Source organism: Knoellia flava TL1, from assembly GCF_000768675.1.
Classification (GTDB): Bacteria; Actinomycetota; Actinomycetes; order Actinomycetales; family Dermatophilaceae; genus Knoellia; species Knoellia flava.
Genome location: NZ_AVPI01000087.1, coordinates 33,815 through 51,177, shown reverse-complemented (window position 1 = coordinate 51,177; position 17,363 = coordinate 33,815). Strand labels below are relative to the sequence as shown.

At 72.9% G+C, this 17,363-nt stretch carries 15 protein-coding genes; 5 read left to right on the top strand and 10 right to left on the bottom strand.

Annotation, left to right across the window (positions count from 1 at the left end):
• The first annotated feature begins 7 nt into the window (after positions 1-7).
• Complete coding sequence (locus tag N798_RS16705; protein ID WP_084100932.1) at positions 8-712, top strand: GntR family transcriptional regulator; 705 nt, start codon at positions 8-10, stop codon at positions 710-712.
• Between the two features lie 41 nt (positions 713-753).
• Here N798_RS16705 and N798_RS16700 read toward each other — a convergent pair whose 3' ends face one another.
• Positions 754-1,467 (bottom strand): transporter substrate-binding domain-containing protein, encoded by a 714-nt coding sequence (locus tag N798_RS16700; RefSeq protein ID WP_035950928.1) that lies wholly within the window; start codon positions 1,465-1,467, stop codon positions 754-756.
• On the bottom strand, positions 1,464-2,021 hold the full coding sequence (locus tag N798_RS16695) for a hypothetical protein (RefSeq protein WP_156971791.1): 558 nt from the start codon (positions 2,019-2,021) through the stop codon (positions 1,464-1,466). The genes N798_RS16700 and N798_RS16695 overlap by 4 nt, the downstream gene beginning before the upstream one ends.
• Before the next feature lie 154 nt (positions 2,022-2,175).
• On the opposite strand from N798_RS16695, the gene N798_RS18270 reads away from it, so the two are divergent.
• The gene (locus N798_RS18270) at positions 2,176-3,489 is read left to right on the top strand and encodes a hypothetical protein (protein WP_156971790.1); all 1,314 of its coding nucleotides are present in this window, start codon (positions 2,176-2,178) and stop codon (positions 3,487-3,489) included.
• Here the strand turns inward: N798_RS18270 and N798_RS16680 are convergent.
• Positions 3,447-3,773, bottom strand: coding sequence for a hypothetical protein (locus N798_RS16680; RefSeq protein WP_035950918.1), 327 nt, complete (start codon positions 3,771-3,773; stop codon positions 3,447-3,449). The two genes, N798_RS18270 and N798_RS16680, sit on opposite strands and share 43 nt — an antisense overlap.
• Positions 3,774-3,837: 64 nt before the next feature.
• Between N798_RS16680 and N798_RS16675 the strand changes: the two genes are divergently transcribed.
• Together N798_RS16675 and N798_RS16670 are read left to right on the top strand one after the other, a co-directional pair.
• The gene (locus N798_RS16675) at positions 3,838-4,266 is read left to right on the top strand and encodes a hypothetical protein (protein ID WP_035950916.1); all 429 of its coding nucleotides are present in this window, start codon (positions 3,838-3,840) and stop codon (positions 4,264-4,266) included.
• A 1-nt stretch (position 4,267) separates the two neighbouring features.
• Positions 4,268-4,702 (top strand): YbaB/EbfC family nucleoid-associated protein, encoded by a 435-nt coding sequence (locus N798_RS16670; RefSeq protein WP_035950914.1) that lies wholly within the window; start codon positions 4,268-4,270, stop codon positions 4,700-4,702.
• Positions 4,703-4,720: 18 nt separating this feature from the next.
• Here N798_RS16670 and ligA read toward each other — a convergent pair whose 3' ends face one another.
• From ligA to N798_RS16635, 7 genes are all read right to left on the bottom strand, one after another.
• Entirely contained in the window at positions 4,721-6,883 is a 2,163-nt protein-coding gene (gene ligA, locus N798_RS16665; protein ID WP_052117480.1) for an NAD-dependent DNA ligase LigA, read from the bottom strand.
• Between the two features lie 59 nt (positions 6,884-6,942).
• The gene (locus N798_RS16660) at positions 6,943-8,292 is read right to left on the bottom strand and encodes a nucleotide disphospho-sugar-binding domain-containing protein (protein ID WP_035950912.1); all 1,350 of its coding nucleotides are present in this window, start codon (positions 8,290-8,292) and stop codon (positions 6,943-6,945) included.
• Positions 8,289-10,229, bottom strand: a complete 1,941-nt coding sequence (locus N798_RS16655; protein ID WP_052117479.1) for a glycosyltransferase family 4 protein — start codon at positions 10,227-10,229, stop codon at positions 8,289-8,291. The genes N798_RS16660 and N798_RS16655 overlap by 4 nt, the downstream gene beginning before the upstream one ends.
• A gap of 134 nt (positions 10,230-10,363) precedes the next feature.
• Positions 10,364-11,206 carry a xanthine dehydrogenase accessory protein XdhC gene (xdhC, locus tag N798_RS16650; protein WP_035950911.1) on the bottom strand — a complete coding sequence of 281 codons (843 nt, stop codon included), beginning with the start codon at positions 11,204-11,206 and terminating at the stop codon, positions 10,364-10,366.
• 2 nt (positions 11,207-11,208) lie between these two features.
• Positions 11,209-13,653, bottom strand: coding sequence for a xanthine dehydrogenase molybdopterin binding subunit (gene xdhB, locus N798_RS16645; RefSeq protein ID WP_035950909.1), 2,445 nt, complete (start codon positions 13,651-13,653; stop codon positions 11,209-11,211).
• Complete coding sequence (locus N798_RS16640) at positions 13,650-15,137, bottom strand: xanthine dehydrogenase small subunit (RefSeq protein ID WP_035950906.1); 1,488 nt, start codon at positions 15,135-15,137, stop codon at positions 13,650-13,652. Before N798_RS16640 ends, xdhB begins: the two co-directional genes overlap by 4 nt.
• Before the next feature lie 63 nt (positions 15,138-15,200).
• Complete coding sequence (locus N798_RS16635; RefSeq protein ID WP_035950903.1) at positions 15,201-15,677, bottom strand: DinB family protein; 477 nt, start codon at positions 15,675-15,677, stop codon at positions 15,201-15,203.
• 91 nt (positions 15,678-15,768) lie between these two features.
• Between N798_RS16635 and N798_RS16630 the strand changes: the two genes are divergently transcribed.
• Positions 15,769-17,280, top strand: a complete 1,512-nt coding sequence (locus tag N798_RS16630; RefSeq protein WP_035950900.1) for a long-chain-fatty-acid--CoA ligase — start codon at positions 15,769-15,771, stop codon at positions 17,278-17,280.
• The last annotated feature ends 83 nt before the right edge of the window (positions 17,281-17,363 follow it).

The following is a 17,363-nucleotide window of genomic DNA, read 5'->3' as shown; positions in this document are numbered from 1 at the left end:
TGCCCCCATGGCGACGAACCCGAGCCCCCGCCGGCGCAGTGGCGCCCAGTTCGTCTACGAGGAGCTGCTCGACCGCATCCAGGACATGCGGCTCGAGCCCGGACGCCGCCTCAACGAGGCCGAGCTCGCCACGTCGCTGGGGGTGAGCCGCACCCCGCTGCGCGAGGCGCTGCGCCTGCTCCTCGCCGAGGAGCTGCTCGAGCAGCTCCCGACCGGTGGCATGGTCGTGCGCCGGCTCACCCCGCGGGACGCCGCCGAGCTGTATGCCGTCCGCGCCCGACTCGAGGGTCTCGTCGCGGCGGCTGCGGCCGAACGAGCGGAGCCCGCGGACGTCGACCGGCTCATGGCGTTGCTGCACCGCAACGAGGCGCTCGCCGGTCTCGCCAACGGGGCGATGGAGTCCGGCCACGCGATCCACGTCGAGCTGGAGCGCATCGCCGACCACGCCTGGGCCTCACGGGTCCTCGCCCAGATCGAGGGTCAGCTCGCGCGCTACCGCAGGTTCAGCAACGCCTCGCCCGAGCGCCGGGAGGCCGCGCTCGCCGAGCACCGCAGCATCATCGAGGCCGTCGCGGCCGGCGACCCGGCGCTCGCCGGCGCCCTGGCGGAGGAGCACGTCCTCGCCGCGCGCGAGGTCACCGTGGCCGAGCTCGAGGTCAGCCTCGGTCCGTCCAGCGACGCAGGATCATCGGGATCACTCCCCCGCTCCTGAGCAACTCGACCTCGACGGTCGTCGATGGCGGGGCGGCTCGGTCAGTGACCGGCAGCCGGGGCGGCGAGTCCTGGGTCCTGGCCGTGCCGGGCCAGCGCCTCGGCGACCCACCCGCTGTCGATGAGCTCGTCGACGGCTCCGCGCACCCACGCGACGGTCGCCTCGTCGTGGCGACGTGACACGGCCACCGCCTGCGGGATCTGCATGAACGCCCCCTCAAGGACACGCAGCCCCGGGTGTGCCTCGACGTAGGCCGCGATCGGTTGTGCGACACCGGCAGCCACCTCGAGCCCCTGCTCCTCGAAGACGTCGATGCCGTCGGGGCCGCGCACGATCTCGGCCGACGTGATCTCGCGGGTGAGGTGGAGGTCGTAGGCCGAGCCCGTCTTGACCCCGATCCGTATGCCGTCCCGGTCGACCTCGTCGGCCGCGCGCAGCGACGAGTCGTCGCGGACGGCATACGCGCCCTCGATGAGGACGTAGGGCGACGTGAAGGCGAGCTCCTCCGCGCGGACCGGGTCGACGGCGAGGAAGCAGACGTCTGCCTCGCCGTCGCGAACGGCGTCGACCGACTTGCGCGCGGCGTCCCAGAGCACGAGCTCCACGGGGACGCCGAGGCGACTGCCGAGCTCGTGCGCGATGTCGACGCTGATGCCCCCGGGCGACTCGGACGAGCCGTTGGTGAGCACCGCATTGCCGAGGTTGATCGAGGCGCGCAGCGCGCCGGTGGGAGCGAGGTCGAGGGGTCCGGTCACGAGTCGATGCTCCCACCCGCGAGGGCTGCAGCAGTCGGCTCGTCCTCGACGATCTCGGGTCGCTGACGCGCCCAGTGGCGCAGGACAGCCTGGGTTGCACCCCAGTCGGCCTCCCCACGGGCCACCCGCGCGACGAGCCCCGACTGCTCGCTGATGACCTCGAAGCGCTCGGGTCGGTTGGCGGCGTTGACAGGGCCGCCCTGGGGGACCCACCTGATCTTCCGGACCTCTCCGAGGTCGACCCGGGCACGCCCCAAGGGAGGGTCGACACCGCCGGCATCGAGGACCGTGCGGTAGGTGAGGAGCACCTTGATCGCCGGCGGGATGACGACGAGCAGCACGGCGAGGATGAACCACCCCACGAGGGCGCCTCCCACCCCGAGCCCGGAGTCACGCACGTGTGCCATCCAGTCCCGTTCGCGGACGGCGAGCACGACCGGTGAGAGGAAGAGGACCCAGGTGCCGAGGAGCAGCGGTGGCCCGAGCCACCTCATCCACGTCGGAGGTCGCACCACGACCGGGGCGGGGAGTCCTCCCCATTGAGCGTCCGTCACCGCCTCAGTATCGTCTGGTCGGCGAGGCGACGCACTCCACCGGGGGTGGGCCGGCGCCAGCCGAGAGGGAGCGCGGATGACATTCAACGTCGACACGGAGCAGATCAGGACGCACGCCACCGCCGTCGGCGGTGTCCAGGGCAACCTGGCCGTCATGAGCGACGCCGGCGCGCCGGACGCCGAGGCCTATGGCGCGCTGCTGGGGCTCCTCGGGCTGCCCGGGGCCGTCACCGGCTCGGTCGATGCGGTGTGGGACGCGATCAACGCCGCGCACACCGGCACCGGTCAGGTCGAGAACGGCCTCAACCACATGGCCGACCGCTACGACGTCGACGACGACATGGCCGCCTTCCTCCTCAAGCCGACGGTTCCCGTGATCGGCCCGGCTCCCAGCAGTGGTGGTGGCGGTGGTGGGGGTGCGAGCATCGGGCCCTCCTATGCCGCCTCACCGTCCGAGCGCAGCATCCTCTCCGGCGCCGGCATCCTCGACAGCGGATCGACGACGATCAACGCGCTCTGCTCGGGCAACTGGGTCGACGCAGCGCTCTCCGGTGTCTCGACCGTGCTCGACGCAGCCGCGACGGCTGCCGACCCGCTCGGGTCCCTCCTCGCGGCAGGGATCGGCTGGGCCCTTGACCACCTCAACCCCATCAAGGACTGGTTCAACGACGTGGCCGGCAACCCCGAGTCGGTGGCGGCCAAGGGCGAGAGCTGGGCCAACATCGCGGGCGGCATGGAGCCGCTGGCGCAGTCGTGGCAGGACTCGCTCGACAAGATCGCCTGGATGTCGGGCGATGCCATCTCGTCCTACCGAGCCCAGGCCGACGCCCGCATCACGACACTCCGACGCCTCAAGGGCAGCAGCGAGGGCGCGGCACAGGCGATGGACCTCGTGGCCATGGTGGTCTCGTTCGTCCACAGCTTCCTGCGCGACCATCCTCTCCTCGCTCGTCGGGGCGATCCTCAGCTGGGTTGCCCAGACAGTGCTCTCGCTCGGCACCCTCATCCCGTGGGTCTGCAGCCAGATCGCGACGCGCATCGCCTCCGTCGTCGGCAAGTGCTCCCGCTACGTCACCGCCCTCACGAAGTCGGGCACCAAGCTCGCCAGCCTGCTCAAGGCTCTCAAGGGCTTCGGCGACGACATCCTGCGCTTCCTCAACAAGATCACCCCGAACCCGCATCTCTACACGCCGCGGCACGGTGGACCGCCGGGAGCACCGGTGCCGGCGGGGCCCTGGCGCCCCCCACCCGGCTGGACCCCACCTCGGGGCGACCACGCCAAGACTCCGTGGGACAACCTCGTCGAGATCCCCGGGAACCTCCCCTGGCGCGACTCGACGGTCAACGCCGGATCGCAGGCGGGTCAGACCGGCACCGACGACGACTGACCGGGCCTCGTCGGCGGTGGGGTTGTCGGGTTGTCAGTCAGCGGCGGAGCAGCTGGACGAGCACGTCGATCGGCAGGTAGGACAGGACACCGATGACCCAGAGCCAGACGACGTGGCGCACCACGAGCCCGGTCGTCGTCCGCGCCTCGGGCTGCGGTGCACGGAATGCCGCGAACCAGCGGTTCTGCGCCATGAAGGTGTATCCACCGCTCGGTTTGCGCTCGAACGGCAGCCACGGGTTGTGCGCCGCCACCGCGCGCACGAGGTGAAACACCCACGGCACCGCGAAGAGCGCCCAGATCACGCCGAAGAACGTCAGCGACCAGACGTAGATGTCGTTCGAGCCCTCGGGAGCCGGATCCATGCGCCCACTCTCCTGTCGACCCCCACGGCGAGACTGCCCGCCGTCCTGATGTGAGGATGATGTCATGAGCTCCGACGACGTCGCGCAGCAGATCCTGGCGCGGATCCAGGCCCAGACGAGCGAGGCGGAGGAGCGGCCGGCGACGGTCGACCGGTGGCGCGACGAGGTGCTGGCCACCACCGGCCGCGGGACCGCCGCCGCCGGCCGGGTGGTCGCCGAGGTCGACCTGCAAGGTGTGCTCACCGGTCTGGCCGTGAGCGACATCGTCGCCGCGCGCGGTGGCCGCGTCGTCGGCCCCGCCGTGCTCGCCGCCATCACGGCGGCGCACGAGGACGTGCGGGCCAAGGTCGACGCGTCCTCGTCGCACATGTGGGGTGCCGACGCGTCCACGACCGGTGCGCTCAACGCCGAGGTCGCCGCCGACAACCCCTCGCTGCACGACGGCGACGACACTCCCCCACTTGCGACGCGACCCACCGAAGGGACGTGGTGACGTGACGAACCTCGACCCGCACCTCTTCGAGGACACCCCCCTCGCCTCGGGCGACCTCGCCCGGCTCATGGAGCAGGCTCAGGCGGCGTTCCGCTGGCGCGCCGAGGTCGACCGGCTCATCGGGAGCGGCGAGGCCGACGGCGTCTCCGCGTCCGTGACCGGGGGTGGCGCCGTCTCGCGCCTCGACGTCAGCGACGCGGCCTGCGCGGACGGCGGCGAGGAGCTGAGCCGCCGCATCATCGCTGCGGTGCGCGCCGCCCAGGACGACCTCGCGGAGCAGGTCCGCCGTTCGGCGACCCTGACCTTCGGCGAGGACTCGGCGCAGGCCCGCACGGTGAGCGAGGGAAGCGCGCAGCGGTTCGGGCGCTCGGCCTCGGTCATTGAGACCGACTTCGGCGACTCGGTGCAGTGGGGCGACGGCCGCGACCGCCGCTGACCTGTCGGCGGGGCCGCCTCAGCCTTCGGCTGCCGGTTCCGCCGACCCGGTCTCCAGCAGCGTGACGAATCCGGCCTCGTCGAGGATCGTCAGTCCGAGCTCGCGCGCCTTGGCCTCCTTGGACCCGGCGCCCGGGCCGACGACGACGTAGTCGGTCTTCTTCGACACCGAGCCCGACGCCTTGCCACCGCGGGCGAGGATCGCCTCCTTGGCCTCGTCACGGCTGAACCCGTCGAGCGAGCCGGTGACGACGACGGTGAGCCCGGCGAGGGTCTGCTCGACCGACTCGTCGCGCTCGTCCTCCATGCGCACGCCGTCGGCGGCCCACTGGTCGACGATCGCGCAGTGCCACTCGTTGCCCTCGCGGTCGAACCAGTCGCGCACCGACTCGGCGATGACTCCGCCGACGCCCTCGACGCCCGAGAGCTCCTCGACGCTCGCCGCACGGATCGCCGCCATCGAGCCGAAGTGCTGGGCGAGGGCGCGTGCGGCCGTCGGCCCGACGTGCCGGATCGAGAGCCCGACGAGGACGCGCCACAACGGCTGCGCCTTCGCCGACTCGAGGTTGGCGACGAGCTTGGCCCCGTTGGCCGACAGCACGCGGCCGTCGACCACGGCCTCCTCGGGGTCGGTCTTCTTCGCGGCACGGGTGTAGAGCGGGACCCGCGCGATGTCCTCGGCGCCGAGCCCGAAGAGGGTCGACTCGTCGGTGAGCACGCCCGACTCGAGCAGCGCGACCGAGCCCTCCCAGCCGAGCGCCTCGATGTCGAAGGCGCCCCGCCCGGCCAGCCCGGAGAGCCGCTCGCGCAGCTGGGCCGGGCACGACCTGCTGTTGGGGCAGCGGATGTCCTTGTCGCCCTCCTTCTCGGGGGCGAGCGTCGTGCCGCAGGCCGGGCACTCGGTCGGCATGACGAACTCTCGCTCGGTGCCGTCGCGCAGGTCGACGACCGGGCCGAGGATCTCGGGGATGACGTCGCCGGCCTTGCGCAGCACGACGGTGTCACCGATGAGCACGCCCTTGCGGACGACCTCGGTCGCGTTGTGCAGCGTGGCGCGCTCGACGGTCGAGCCCGCGACGACGACCGGCTCCATGACCCCGAACGGCGTGACCCGGCCGGTCCGCCCGACGTTGACCTGGATGTCGAGGAGCTTCGTGTTGACCTCCTCCGGCGGGTACTTGTAGGCGATGGCCCACCGCGGGGCACGTGAGGTCGCACCGAGCTGCCGCTGGACGGCGATCTCGTCGACCTTGACGACGACACCGTCGATCTCGTGCTCGACGTCGTGGCGGTGCTCCCCCGTCGAGACGATGAAGGCGTTGACCTCCTCGATCGTGTCGACGACGCGGTAGTGGCTCGAGACCGGCATACCCCACGCGCGCAGCGCGTCGTAGGCCTCGCTCTGGCGGGTCAGGTCGAAGCCCTCGCGCTTGCCGAGGCCGTGGACGAGCATCCGCAGGTCGCGGGTCGCCGTGACGCGGGGGTCCTTCTGGCGCAGCGACCCGGCCGCGGTGTTGCGCGGGTTGGCGTAGGGCGGCTTGCCCGCCTCGACGAGCTGCGCGTTGAGCTCGCCGAACGCCTCGATCGGGAAGTAGACCTCCCCGCGCACCTCGACGAGGTCGGGCACCGGGTGGTCGTCGGTCCCCTTGAGCTCGGTCGGTATGCCGTGCACCGTGCGCACGTTGAGGGTCACGTCCTCGCCGGTGCGGCCGTCGCCCCGGGTGAGGGCGCGGGTGAGCCGCCCCTTCTCGTAGAGGAGGTTAACGGCGAGACCGTCGATCTTGAGCTCGCAGAGGTAGTGGAAGCCGGTGCCGGCGTCACGGGTGACCCGCGCGTTCCACTCCGTCATCTCCTCGGGAGAGAAGGCGTTGTCGAGGCTGAGCATCCGCTCGAGGTGGTCGACCGCCTGGAAGTCGGTCGAGAAGATCGCACCGCCGACGGACTGCGTCGGGCTGTCGGGGGTGCGCAGCGAGGGGAACTCCTCCTCGAGCGCGTTGAGCCGCTTCATGAGTGCGTCGTACTCGCCGTCGCTGATCGTCGGCGCGTCCTTGACGTGGTAGGCGAACTGGTGCGCAGCCGCCTGCTCGGCGAGGTCGGTCCACTCGTGACGGGCCTCCTCCGGCACCTCTGCGGCGGGCTCGCCGTTCGCGTCGATCTCGTCGGTCACGTCGCTCTCGCTCACGCGCCCATCCTGCCGCAGGACACCGACAGCGGAGGTCCGTGACGGCCCGGATCGTGGGGTCAGCGGACCGGTGTGCCGACCACGTGGGCCGCCGGGTCCCCGGCTTCCGGGCCTGCCTCGAGCGCCCGACGGGCACGCACCGGTCCGGGAGTGCGTCGCAGGTCGGCCGACAGCCGCGCGAGTCGCGACGACGGCTCGGGCGCGAGCGAGAGCAGTCGGCGGGCGGCCTCGCGCAGCTCGCCCACGGTGGCCCGGTTCGGGTCGTGCGCCTCTCCCAGCCCGGCCTCCTCGACGGCCGCCGCTCCGGTGAACTGGTCGGTGGAGAGCGGCAGGAGAAGCATCGGCACACCGGCGGTCATCGCCTCCGTCACGCTGTTGTTGCCACCGTGCGACACGGCCAGCGCAGCCCGAGCGAGCAGCGTCACCTGCGGCAGCTCCGCGCGCACGAGCCACGAGGGCGGGATCGACCCCAGGTCCTCGCGAGGTGTCGACCCGGACGCGAGCGCGACTCGCACGTCGAGGCCCGCGAGCGCTTCGGCCACGCGCGCCAGGACGTCGCCGCGCACCGAGAGGAAGCTGCCGAGGCTGACGTAGACGACGGGCGCGTCGTCACGGGCCAGCCAGTCCTCGACCTCGGCATCGGGCTCCTCGGTCCGCACCGCCGACCCGAGGAAGGCATGTCGTGGAAGGAGGGCCGTGCGCTCCGGCGGGTGCAGCTCGGCGGGGTAGTTGAGGAGCAGCACGTCGCCCGTCTCGGCGAAGGCGTCCTCGCTGGGCGTCGCCGACGGGTCGAGCACCGACAGGACGGCGTTCCACTGGTCGGTGAAGGCGTCGCGCACCACCTCGCACCGGCGCCGGAGGTGGGCGAGGGCTTCGGGGTCCGGCCGCAGCCGGCTCGGCCACGCCGGTGGGAGGCCGTAGACCTCGTCACCCACCGTGAGCGCCGAGGGGTGCCCGAGCACGACGTCGGCATGGCTCACCCCGGTTCCCGTCAGCCCCAGACGCGCGCCGAACGCGAGGTGGTCGACGAGGACGTGGTCGGGACGGACGCGCTCCACCACGTCGCGGACCTCGTGGGCCACGCGCATCGGCTCCCACAGCAGGTCGTTCCCACGGGCGTCCGCCTGGAAGGTGAGGGTCGGCACGGCGCCGCGGCGCGTGGCCTCGAAGAAGCCCCGCAGGGCGTCGTCCTCACCACGCGGCTGGTCCTCCGCCCGGATCACCCCGGGGTTGGAGCCACGCCCGAGACGGAGGTCCTCGCGCCCGAACCCGAACCGCCGCACGATCGCATCGGTCGCCGGCCCGGTGGCGACGACGACCCGCTCGCCGGCGTCGGCCCACGCGGTGGCCAGGGTCGCGAGCGGCAGCAGGTGCGAGGCGTAGTCGGGGCTGATGACGAGCAGGGTCACCGGGCGACCTTCGCATAGACCTCGACGAGCGAGGCGGCCATCGTGGAGATGCCGAAGTCGCGGGCGACGGCGTCCCTCGCCTTCTCGGCGCGCACGGGCGCGTCCGGCGACGAGGCGAGGTCGAGCGCGGCCCCGACGGCCTTCCCGAGAAGCGCCGGCGAGGTCGTGTCGACGAGCAGCCCGGTCACGCCGTCGTCGACGTAGGTCGCCGGGCCACCCGAGTCCGGCGCGACGACGACGAGCCCAGACGCCATGGCTTCGAGGATGGCGATGCCGAACTCCTCCTTGAGGCTCGCGGAGACATAGACGCCCCCGGGCGCGCTGAGACCGGGCCGCCCGAACCGCACCGCCGCGAGCCACGCGGCGACCACGCCGTTCGGCCGGTGGCCGGCGAGGACCAGCCCGCTCTCGGCGGCGGAGGCGCGAGGCACCATGGCCTCTATCCGGTGGAGCTGTTCGGCCTCGTCACCGGACGGGTCGTCGAGGTCGCCGCCGACGACGAGCAGGTTGCACCGCTCGCTGAGCGTGTCGTTCGCCCAGGCCTCGACGAGGGTCGCCATGCCCTTGACGCGGTGCAACCGGCCCACGGTGACGGCGATCGGGAGTGCCCTGCGTGCGTGTGGCAGCTGCTCGAGGAGGGCGTCGAGCTCGGCGAGCGCTCGGTGGACCGACCGGTCGGCTGCGTCGCCGAAGCCGCCGACGCCCATGGCGCTCGTGCCACCCTCGTCGGCCGCGGCCACCTCCGCCACGGCCCGGTCGATCGGCTCGAGGTCGATGCCCTCCGGGACGACGGCCACCGCCTGCTCGTCGGGGTCGATGTGCAGCAGGGTGCGCAGGTCGTGCTCGAACCGTGGACGAGGGAAGGCCACGAGGCCGGCGGCCCCCGCCGCGAGGTCGCGCAGCAGCCGGATCCGGAAGACGAGGTGCTCGACCTCGTCCGCGGCGCCGAACGTGGCGCGGGTGAGCGCCCCCGACGCCTCTCGGGCGGCGACGAGCGCGTGCGGGTCGGGTGCGAGGGTGAGCACGGTGGGGATGCCGAGTTCGACCGCCACCTCGGCCGCGGCCCACGACCCGACCTCGGCCATCCGCAGGTGGAGGACGTCGACGGGCCCGGCGGCCCGCAGCACCCGCCGCAGACCCCGGCGCACCGCCACGTGCAGCGGCCACGCGTCGGCGGCGGAGCGGACCGGTCCCGGGAGCGGCACTCCGAGGTAGTGGTGACCGGGCGCCGAGACGTCCTCGGGCACGCCCCCGTCGTGCCCGACCACGTCGGACCCGTGCCGGCGCGAGAGCGTGAGCACCCGGTCGACCCGCGGGTCCGCGACGAGGGCGTCGCCGAGGTGCACGAGCAGCGTCGCGATCCCGCCGGTGTCCCCCTTGCCGCTCTGCAGGAGGCTGCCGTCAACGTCGGCGTGAAGGAAGAGCTGGGCGACCGTGAGACCCGAACGGATCGAGGGTGCGTCGGTGCCGGCCTCAGTGGGCTTGGCAACCAGCCCGTTGTCGTCACCCGGACCGTCCGATCCGTCTCCCCCGGCGAGCCCCCACGCCTCGAGGGTGGACTCGGCGAGCACGCCCCCGAAGCCACCTTCCTGCTGCAGCGCGCGAAGCGGCTCGACGGCCTCGAGAAGCGGGGTGCTCGACCGCAGCGCCCACGCGGCGTGCTCGCGCAGGTGGCCCACGGGCGAGCCCAGCAGCCGGACGACGAGCGCGGCGGCGGTCGCGGCGCCTCCAGCCGCGGCGGCGTGCACCGCGACGATCGCCGTCACCTGGTCGGTCTCGTCCTCGATGGCGTCGGCGAGCGGGGGCACGGCCGCGTCGCCGTCTCCGGCGGCGGCCCGTGAGACCTCGTCGACGAGCTCGAGCGCATCGAGGATCGAGGGAGCCGCCCGGACCTCGTCGAGCATGGCGAGCGTCGCTGCGGCACAGGTGGTGGTCACCCGACCATACTACGTCCAAACCTTGGACAAACCTTGGACACGCCTCACCGTTCTCCGACCGTATGCCGGGTGGCCGGCATACGGTCCCCCGTGCGTATGCCGGGTGGCCGGCATACGGTCCCCGTCCGGCACGCTCAGCGCACCGTGGAGGACTCCCCCGTTGACGCGGGCTCGCCGTCACGGCTCCACCGCATCAGGAGGTCGGCGGCCACGCCCACGGCGATGGTGGCCGGCTCCTTGCCGACGAGCCCCGGCAGCCCGATGGGGGTCGTGACGCGGGCGAGCTCGTCCTCGCCGAAGCCGCCCTCGGTCTCGAGGCGGTGCCGCAGCCGGGACCACTTGGCGCGCGACCCGATGAGCCCGATGTCGCCGACGCCCGTGGTGCGCAGGGCGGCATCGACGATGGCGGCGTCCTCGGCGTGGTCGTGGGTCATGACGAGGACATGGGCCCCGGTGGGCAGCTCGCCGAGGACGAGCTCGGGCAGCACGGGGACCCGATGGACGTGCACCCGCGCATCGGCGTCGGCGAGAGGGGCCAGCGCCTCCTCGGTCAGCGCCTCCGGACGCGTGTCGACGAGGTGCAGGTCGACGTCGTGCCGGGCGAGGATGCGGGCGAGCTCGTGGCCGACGTGGCCCATCCCGAAGATCGCGACGACGGGAGGCACGACGACGGGCTCGAGCAGCACGCCGACCTCGCCGCCGCAGCACTGCATGCCGTGCTCGAACGGTGCCCGGTCGGACAGCGACGACGTGAAGGACTCGGGGGCCCGACGCCCATCGGCGATCATCTCGCGCGCCCGGGCGACGGCGACCGCCTCGAGGTTGCCGCCGCCGATGGTGTCCCATGCCCGCGTCCGGCCCACGACCATCTTGGCCCCGGCCTCCCGCGGCGCGTGCCCACGGACCGACGTCACGGTGACGAGGACGCCCGGCTCCCGGGTCTCCCGGAGCTGCTCGAGGGCTCGCAGCCAGCGCACGGTCAGGGCTTCGCGAGGTCGTCGACGGCGGCCTCGGACTCGGGGCGACGGACGGGCGCGCCGGGGTCGGGTGAAGGCGGGGTCGGCCCGACCCCGGGGGCCACTTCGCCGTCGGGCTCGGCACCGGCACGGGCTCCCTGGAGTGCCCAGAACACCGCCTCGGGCGTGGCTGGGCTCGGCAGGTCGACGCTCGTCCCCGGCGGGCCGAAGGCGGCGCACGCCTGGCGCAGCGCCTCCCTCACCGAGAGGGCGAGCATGAGCGGCGGCTCGCCGACGGCCTTCGAGCCGTAGACGGCCCCCTCCTCGTGGGCGCGGGCGAGCAGCGCGACATTGAGGACCTCCGGCAGGTCGGCGATGCTCGGCAGCTTGTAGGTGCTCGCCGAGGCCGTCGCGAGCCGGCCGCGCTGCTCGCCGTCGCCCGTGTCCCAGCGCAGGTCCTCGAGGGTGAGCCAGCCGGCCCCTTGGACGAAGCCGCCCTCGATCTGGCCGATGTCGACGAGCGGCGAGAGGCTGTCGCCCACGTCGTGGACGATGTCGACCCGCAGAGTGCGGTGCATCCCGGTGAAGGCGTCGACCTCGACCTCGGTCGCGGCGACACCGTGCGCGAAGTACTTGAACGGGCTGCCCTGCATCACGCTCGAGTCCCAGTGCAGCCCCTCGGTCCGGTAGTAGCCGGCGGCGGACAGCTGGACACGCGCGAAGTAGGCGGTGTGCACGAGGTCCGCCCAGGTGAGCGTCTCGTCGGTGCCCGTGGCCGAGACGAGGCCGTCGACGACGGACACGTCCTCGGCGGGCACCCCGAGGCGCTCCCCCGCGACGACGGCGAGCCGCCCGAGGATCTGCTCGCACGCGTCCTTGACCGCCCCGCCGTTGAGGTCGGCGCCCGAGGACGCCGCGGTCGCCGACGTGTTGGGCACCTTGTCGGTGCGGGTGGGCGCGAGCCGCACGATCCGCAGCGGCACGCCGAGCGTCGTCGCCGCTACCTGGAGCATCTTCGTGTGCAGGCCCTGGCCCATCTCGGTGCCCCCGTGGTTCACGAGGACCGACCCGTCCTTGTAGACGTGCACGAGCGCGCCGGCCTGGTTGAAGGCGGTGAGGTTGAACGAGATCCCGAACTTCACGGGCGTGACGGCCAGCCCCCTGCGCGCGTGCTCGTGGGTGGCGTTGAACTCCGCGACCTCCGCGCGCCGGCGGTCGAGCTCGGCGTCCACGGCGACCTGCTCCCACGCCCGCTCGAGGCGGTCGGCCTGGGTGATGACCTGCCCGTAGTGGGTGGTCTGGCCGTCGGCATAGAAGTTGCGGCGCCGCAGCTCGTGCGGCTCGATGCCGAGCAACGGCGCGCACCGGCCCAGGATGTCCTCGACGACGAGCATCCCCTGCGGCCCGCCGAAGCCGCGGAAGGCGGTCTGGGACGTCTTGTGGGTGCGGGCCACGCGTCCGGTGACCCGGATGTCGGGGACCCAGTAGGCGTTGTCGACGTGGCACAGGGCTCGGGCGAGCACCGGCTCGGAGAGGTCGAGGCTCCAGCCGCCGTCGGACGTGAGGGTGGCCTCGAGGGCCAAGAGGCGCCCGTCGTCGTCGAAGCCGACCCGCCACGTCGCGTGGAACCCGTGGCGCTTGCCCGACATCGTGAGGTCCTGCGTGCGGTTGAGCCGTACCCGGACCGGTCGGCCGGTGAGCCGTGCGCCAAGGGCGGCGACGGCCGCGAACCCGTGTGGCTGCATCTCCTTGCCGCCGAACCCGCCACCCATCCGCAGGCACTGCACGGTGACCTCGGAGCTCTGCAGACCGAGGACGTGGGCGACGATCTCCTGCGTCTCGGTGGGGTGCTGGGTGCTGCTCTCGACGAAGACCCGTCCGTCGTCCTCGACCCGCGCGAGCGACGCGTGGGTCTCGAGGTAGAAGTGCTCCTGGCCCGCCATCTCGGTCTCGCCGTGGAAGACGTGCGCCGCACCGTCGAGCGCCGCCTGCGCGTCGCCGCGCTGCACCGTCGGCTGGGCTCCCTGGAAGCTCTCGGCGGCGATGGCCTCGGTGAGGGTGAGCGTCGACGGGAGCACGTCGTAGTCGACCTCGACCGCGAGGGCACCTCGGCGCGCGGCCTCGGCGCTCTCGCCGAGCACCCAGCAGACGGCGTGACCGTGGAAGCACACCTCGCTCGGGAAGAGCGGCTCGTCGCCCTTGATCCCTGCGTCGTTGGTGCCCGGCACGTCCTCGGCGGTGAGCACCCGCACGACGCCGGGCACGGCGAGGGCGGGCGCCACGCGCAGCCCCGTGACGAGGGCGTGCGCGTGCGGCGCCTGCACGGGCCACGCGTGGAGCACGTCCTTGGTCCGGGGGTGCAGGTCGTCGGTGTAGAGCGCCCGACCGGTGACGTGCAGCTCGGCGGACTCGTGCGGCAGCGCCTGCCCGACGACCGCGTCGTCGGGTCGCTGCGAGAGGCGGCTCACGGCTGCGCCTCGCGCTCACGGGACTGCACGGCATACAGGCGCAGGAGCGACTGCCCGAGCATCGCGCTGCGGTAGCGCGCGCTCGCGCGGTGGTCCGAGAGCGGGGTGCCCTCGGTCGCGAGGACGGCTGCCGCGGCGTCGACGGTGGCGCGCGTCCACGGACGGCCGACGAGGGACTCCTCCGTCCGCAGGGCCCGCAGCGGCGTGGGCGCCACCCCGCCGAGCCCGATGCGCGCTCGGGCGACCGACCCGTCGACGAGGTCGAGCGCGACGGCGACCGCGACGCTCGAGATGTCGTCGACGCGACGCTTCGCCACCTTGTGGAAGTTGCTGGTGGCGGCCAGGGGCAAGGGGATCCGCACCTCGCGGATGAGCTCGCCGGGCCGGCGGACGCTCTCCCGGTAGCCGGTGAAGTAGTCGGCGAGCGGCACGACCCGCTCCCCCGTGGCGCTCGTGAGCACCAGCGCGGCGTCGAGGGCGAGCAGCACGGGCGCGGCGTCGCCGATGGGCGAGGCGGTGCCGAGGTTGCCGCCGAGCGTGGCGCCGTTGCGGATGAGCGGCGAGGCGAACTGCGGGAAGAGCTGCGCGAGCAGCGGCACACGGCCGGCGAGCCCGCGCTCGACCTCGGTGAGCGTGAGCCCGGCGCCGATCCGGATCTCGTCGTCGTCGACGTCGAGACCACGGAGCTCGGGCAGCCGGTCCACGGCGACGAGGAGCGGTGGCCGCGCGCCCTTGAGGTTGACGTCCACGCCGAGGTCGGTCGCGCCGGCGAGGAGCACCGCCTCCGGCCGCGACAGCAGGAGCCCCAGCGCCTCGGAGAGGTCGGCTGGGCGCACGAGCTCGGCACCGTCGGCGCGCAGGTGGGTGCGTCGCGCGGGGGTGGGGGCGGTCCGGCGGCGCTCGGCGAGCGGGTCGGACTCGTCGGGAGCGCCGAGGGCCCAGGCGGCGTCGCGGATCGGCCGGTAGCCGGTGCAGCGGCAGAGGTTGCCCGAGATCGCGTGGAGGTCGAACCCGTTCGGGCCGCAGGAGCCGTCGCGGGCGCCGTCATTGGCGCCGTGAGCGGCGTCGACGCGGCCGGGCCGGTAGTACTCGGCAGCCATCGAGCACACGAAACCCGGTGTGCAGTAGCCGCACTGCGACCCACCCCGCTCCGCCAGCTCGCGCTGCACCGGGTGCAGCCGCCCGGGCTCGCCGAGCCCCTCGACCGTGACGACCTCCTGGCCGTCGAGCGCGGCGACCGGGACCAGGCACGAGTTGAGCGCGACCCACTCGGTGCTCGTCCCGTCGACGGCCGGGCGGGCGACGAGGACGGCGCACGCGCCGCACTCACCCTCGGCGCACCCCTCCTTCGAACCGGTGAGCCCTTGGTCGCGCAGCCAGTCGAGTGTCGTCGTGTGCGGCGTCGCGCGGTCGCCCAGCGGCACCGGCGTGCCGTTGACGGTGAGGGAGGCCGCCGCGGCCTCCGTGGGCGCCGTGGTCGTCATGATCGCCGATCCTAGTTCGCGGGAGGCCGGCGGGGACCCGCGTTCGCGCGCGCCCCTTCGAGGTCACGGCGCCGCGTCGTCCACCTCGTCGGTGAGGAGCACGTCGCGCGTCACCTCGAGCTGGCCCAGGTGCTGGGCGAGCTCCTCGTAGACGTGGAGCAGGACGTCCCCCTGCGTCGCGTATGCCGTGCCGTCCCGTCCCGTGGGCGGGTTCACCGGCGCTGCGGTCGGGTCGCAGGCGCGCACGTCCTCGTGGAAGCGGGCGCGGCCGGACTCGAGCAGGGCGAGCGCCTCCTCGACCGTCCCGGTCGCGGTGAACTCGGCGTCGCGGTCGCGAGGCACGACGATGCCGCGGTTGACGGTGCGACCCCACCGGCCCATGACGCCGACGACGTGTGCGACGAGGGCGAAGGCCGAGTTCGAGCCGGGGACGCCGGGGGCGACCGCGTTGACACGGGAGTCGCCCAGCTGACGGGCGATGACGGCATACGCGTCGAGGGCGTCGTCGCAGAAGGCGAGGTAGGAGTCGCGGGTGATCACGCTCAGGAGTCTTTCAGGCGCCGCTCTCCCCACGCGGGGGCCCCGCGGACCACAATGGCCGACGACCCCGTCTCGGCAAAGGAGCCAGCCCATGGGCAGCGCAGAGTCCAACCTCGCATCGCACCTCGTCCGCACCGCCACGTCGAGCCCGGACCGCCCGGCGCTCAAGATCAACGGGCAGGACGTCACCTACGGCCAGCTCCACGGCATGGCGGCGAAGCTCGCAGGAGCGCTGCGCGCCAATGGAATCCAGCCCGGAGACCGGGTCGCGCTCATCCTGCCGAACGTGCCGGCCTTCCCCGTCGCCTTCTTCGGGACCCTGCTCGCGGGCGGTGTCGTCGTCCCGATGAACCCGCTGCTCAAGGCCGGTGAGATCGACTTCTTCTTCACGAACTCGGGCGCCAAGGTCGCCTTCGTCTGGCCCGATTTCGTCGACGAGGCGACCAAGGGAGCGCAGACGTCCGGCACGACGATCGTCCCGTGCGGGCCGATGGGGCCGGTCGAGGGCTCGTTCGAAGGCGGCGAGCCGATCACCGAGCCCACCGAGCGAGAGGGTGACGACACGGCGATCATCCTCTACACCTCGGGCACGACAGGCCGACCCAAGGGCGCCGAGCTCACGCACGACAACGTCTCGCTCAACGCGATGCGCTGCGCAGAGGTCATCCAGCAGATCACCCCCGACGACGTCATCATGGGCTGCCTCCCGCTCTTCCACGTGTTCGGCCTCGTCGTGGGGCTCAACGCCGCGGTCCGGGTCGGCGCATCGCTTGCCCTCATCCCCCGCTTCGACCCGGCGGCCGCCATCAAGGTCATCGGCGACGAGAAGGTCACCGTCATGCAGGGCGTCCCGACGATGTATGCCGCGATCCTCAACCACCCGGACTCGGACTCGCTCGACGCCTCGTCCCTGCGCACCTGCGCCTCCGGCGGGTCGGCGATGCCGCTCGAGGTGATGAAGGCGTTCGAGGAGAAGTTCGGCTGCGTCATCCTCGAGGGCTACGGCCTCTCCGAGACCTCGCCGGTCGCGTCGTTCAACATGCCCGACCGCGAGCGCAAGCCGGGCACCATCGGCCTGGCCATCCCCGGCTGCGAGATGCGCGTCGTCGACCTCGACGGCAACGAGGTGGCGAACGGCGAGGTGGGCGAGATCGCGATCCGCGGCGACAACGTCATGAAGGGCTACTGGGACAACCCGGAGGCGACGGCCGAGGCCATCCCAGACGGCTGGTTCCGCACCGGCGACCTCGCGACCCGCGACGACGAGGGCTACTTCACCATCGTCGACCGCAAGAAGGACATGATCCTGCGCGGGGGGATGAACGTCTACCCGCGCGAGGTCGAGGAGGTCATCTACCAGCACCCCGACGTCCTCGAGGTCGCCGTCGTCGCCGTGCCCGACGAGCTCCTCGGTGAGCAGGTCGGTGCCGGGGTCGCCCTGCGCGAGGGCTCGACGGCCACGCCCGAGGACATCATCGCCTTCACGAAGGAGCGGATCGCGGCCTACAAGTACCCCCGTCAGGTGTGGCTGCTCGACGAGCTTCCCAAGGGCCCGACGGGCAAGATCCTCCGGCGCGAGGTGAAGGCGCCGGCAGAATCCTGAGCGGCGGGAGCGGCGGGAGCGGCGGGAGTGTCGGAGATCCGGGGTCATCACGAGGTGCATGACCCCGGATTCCCGACACCCGA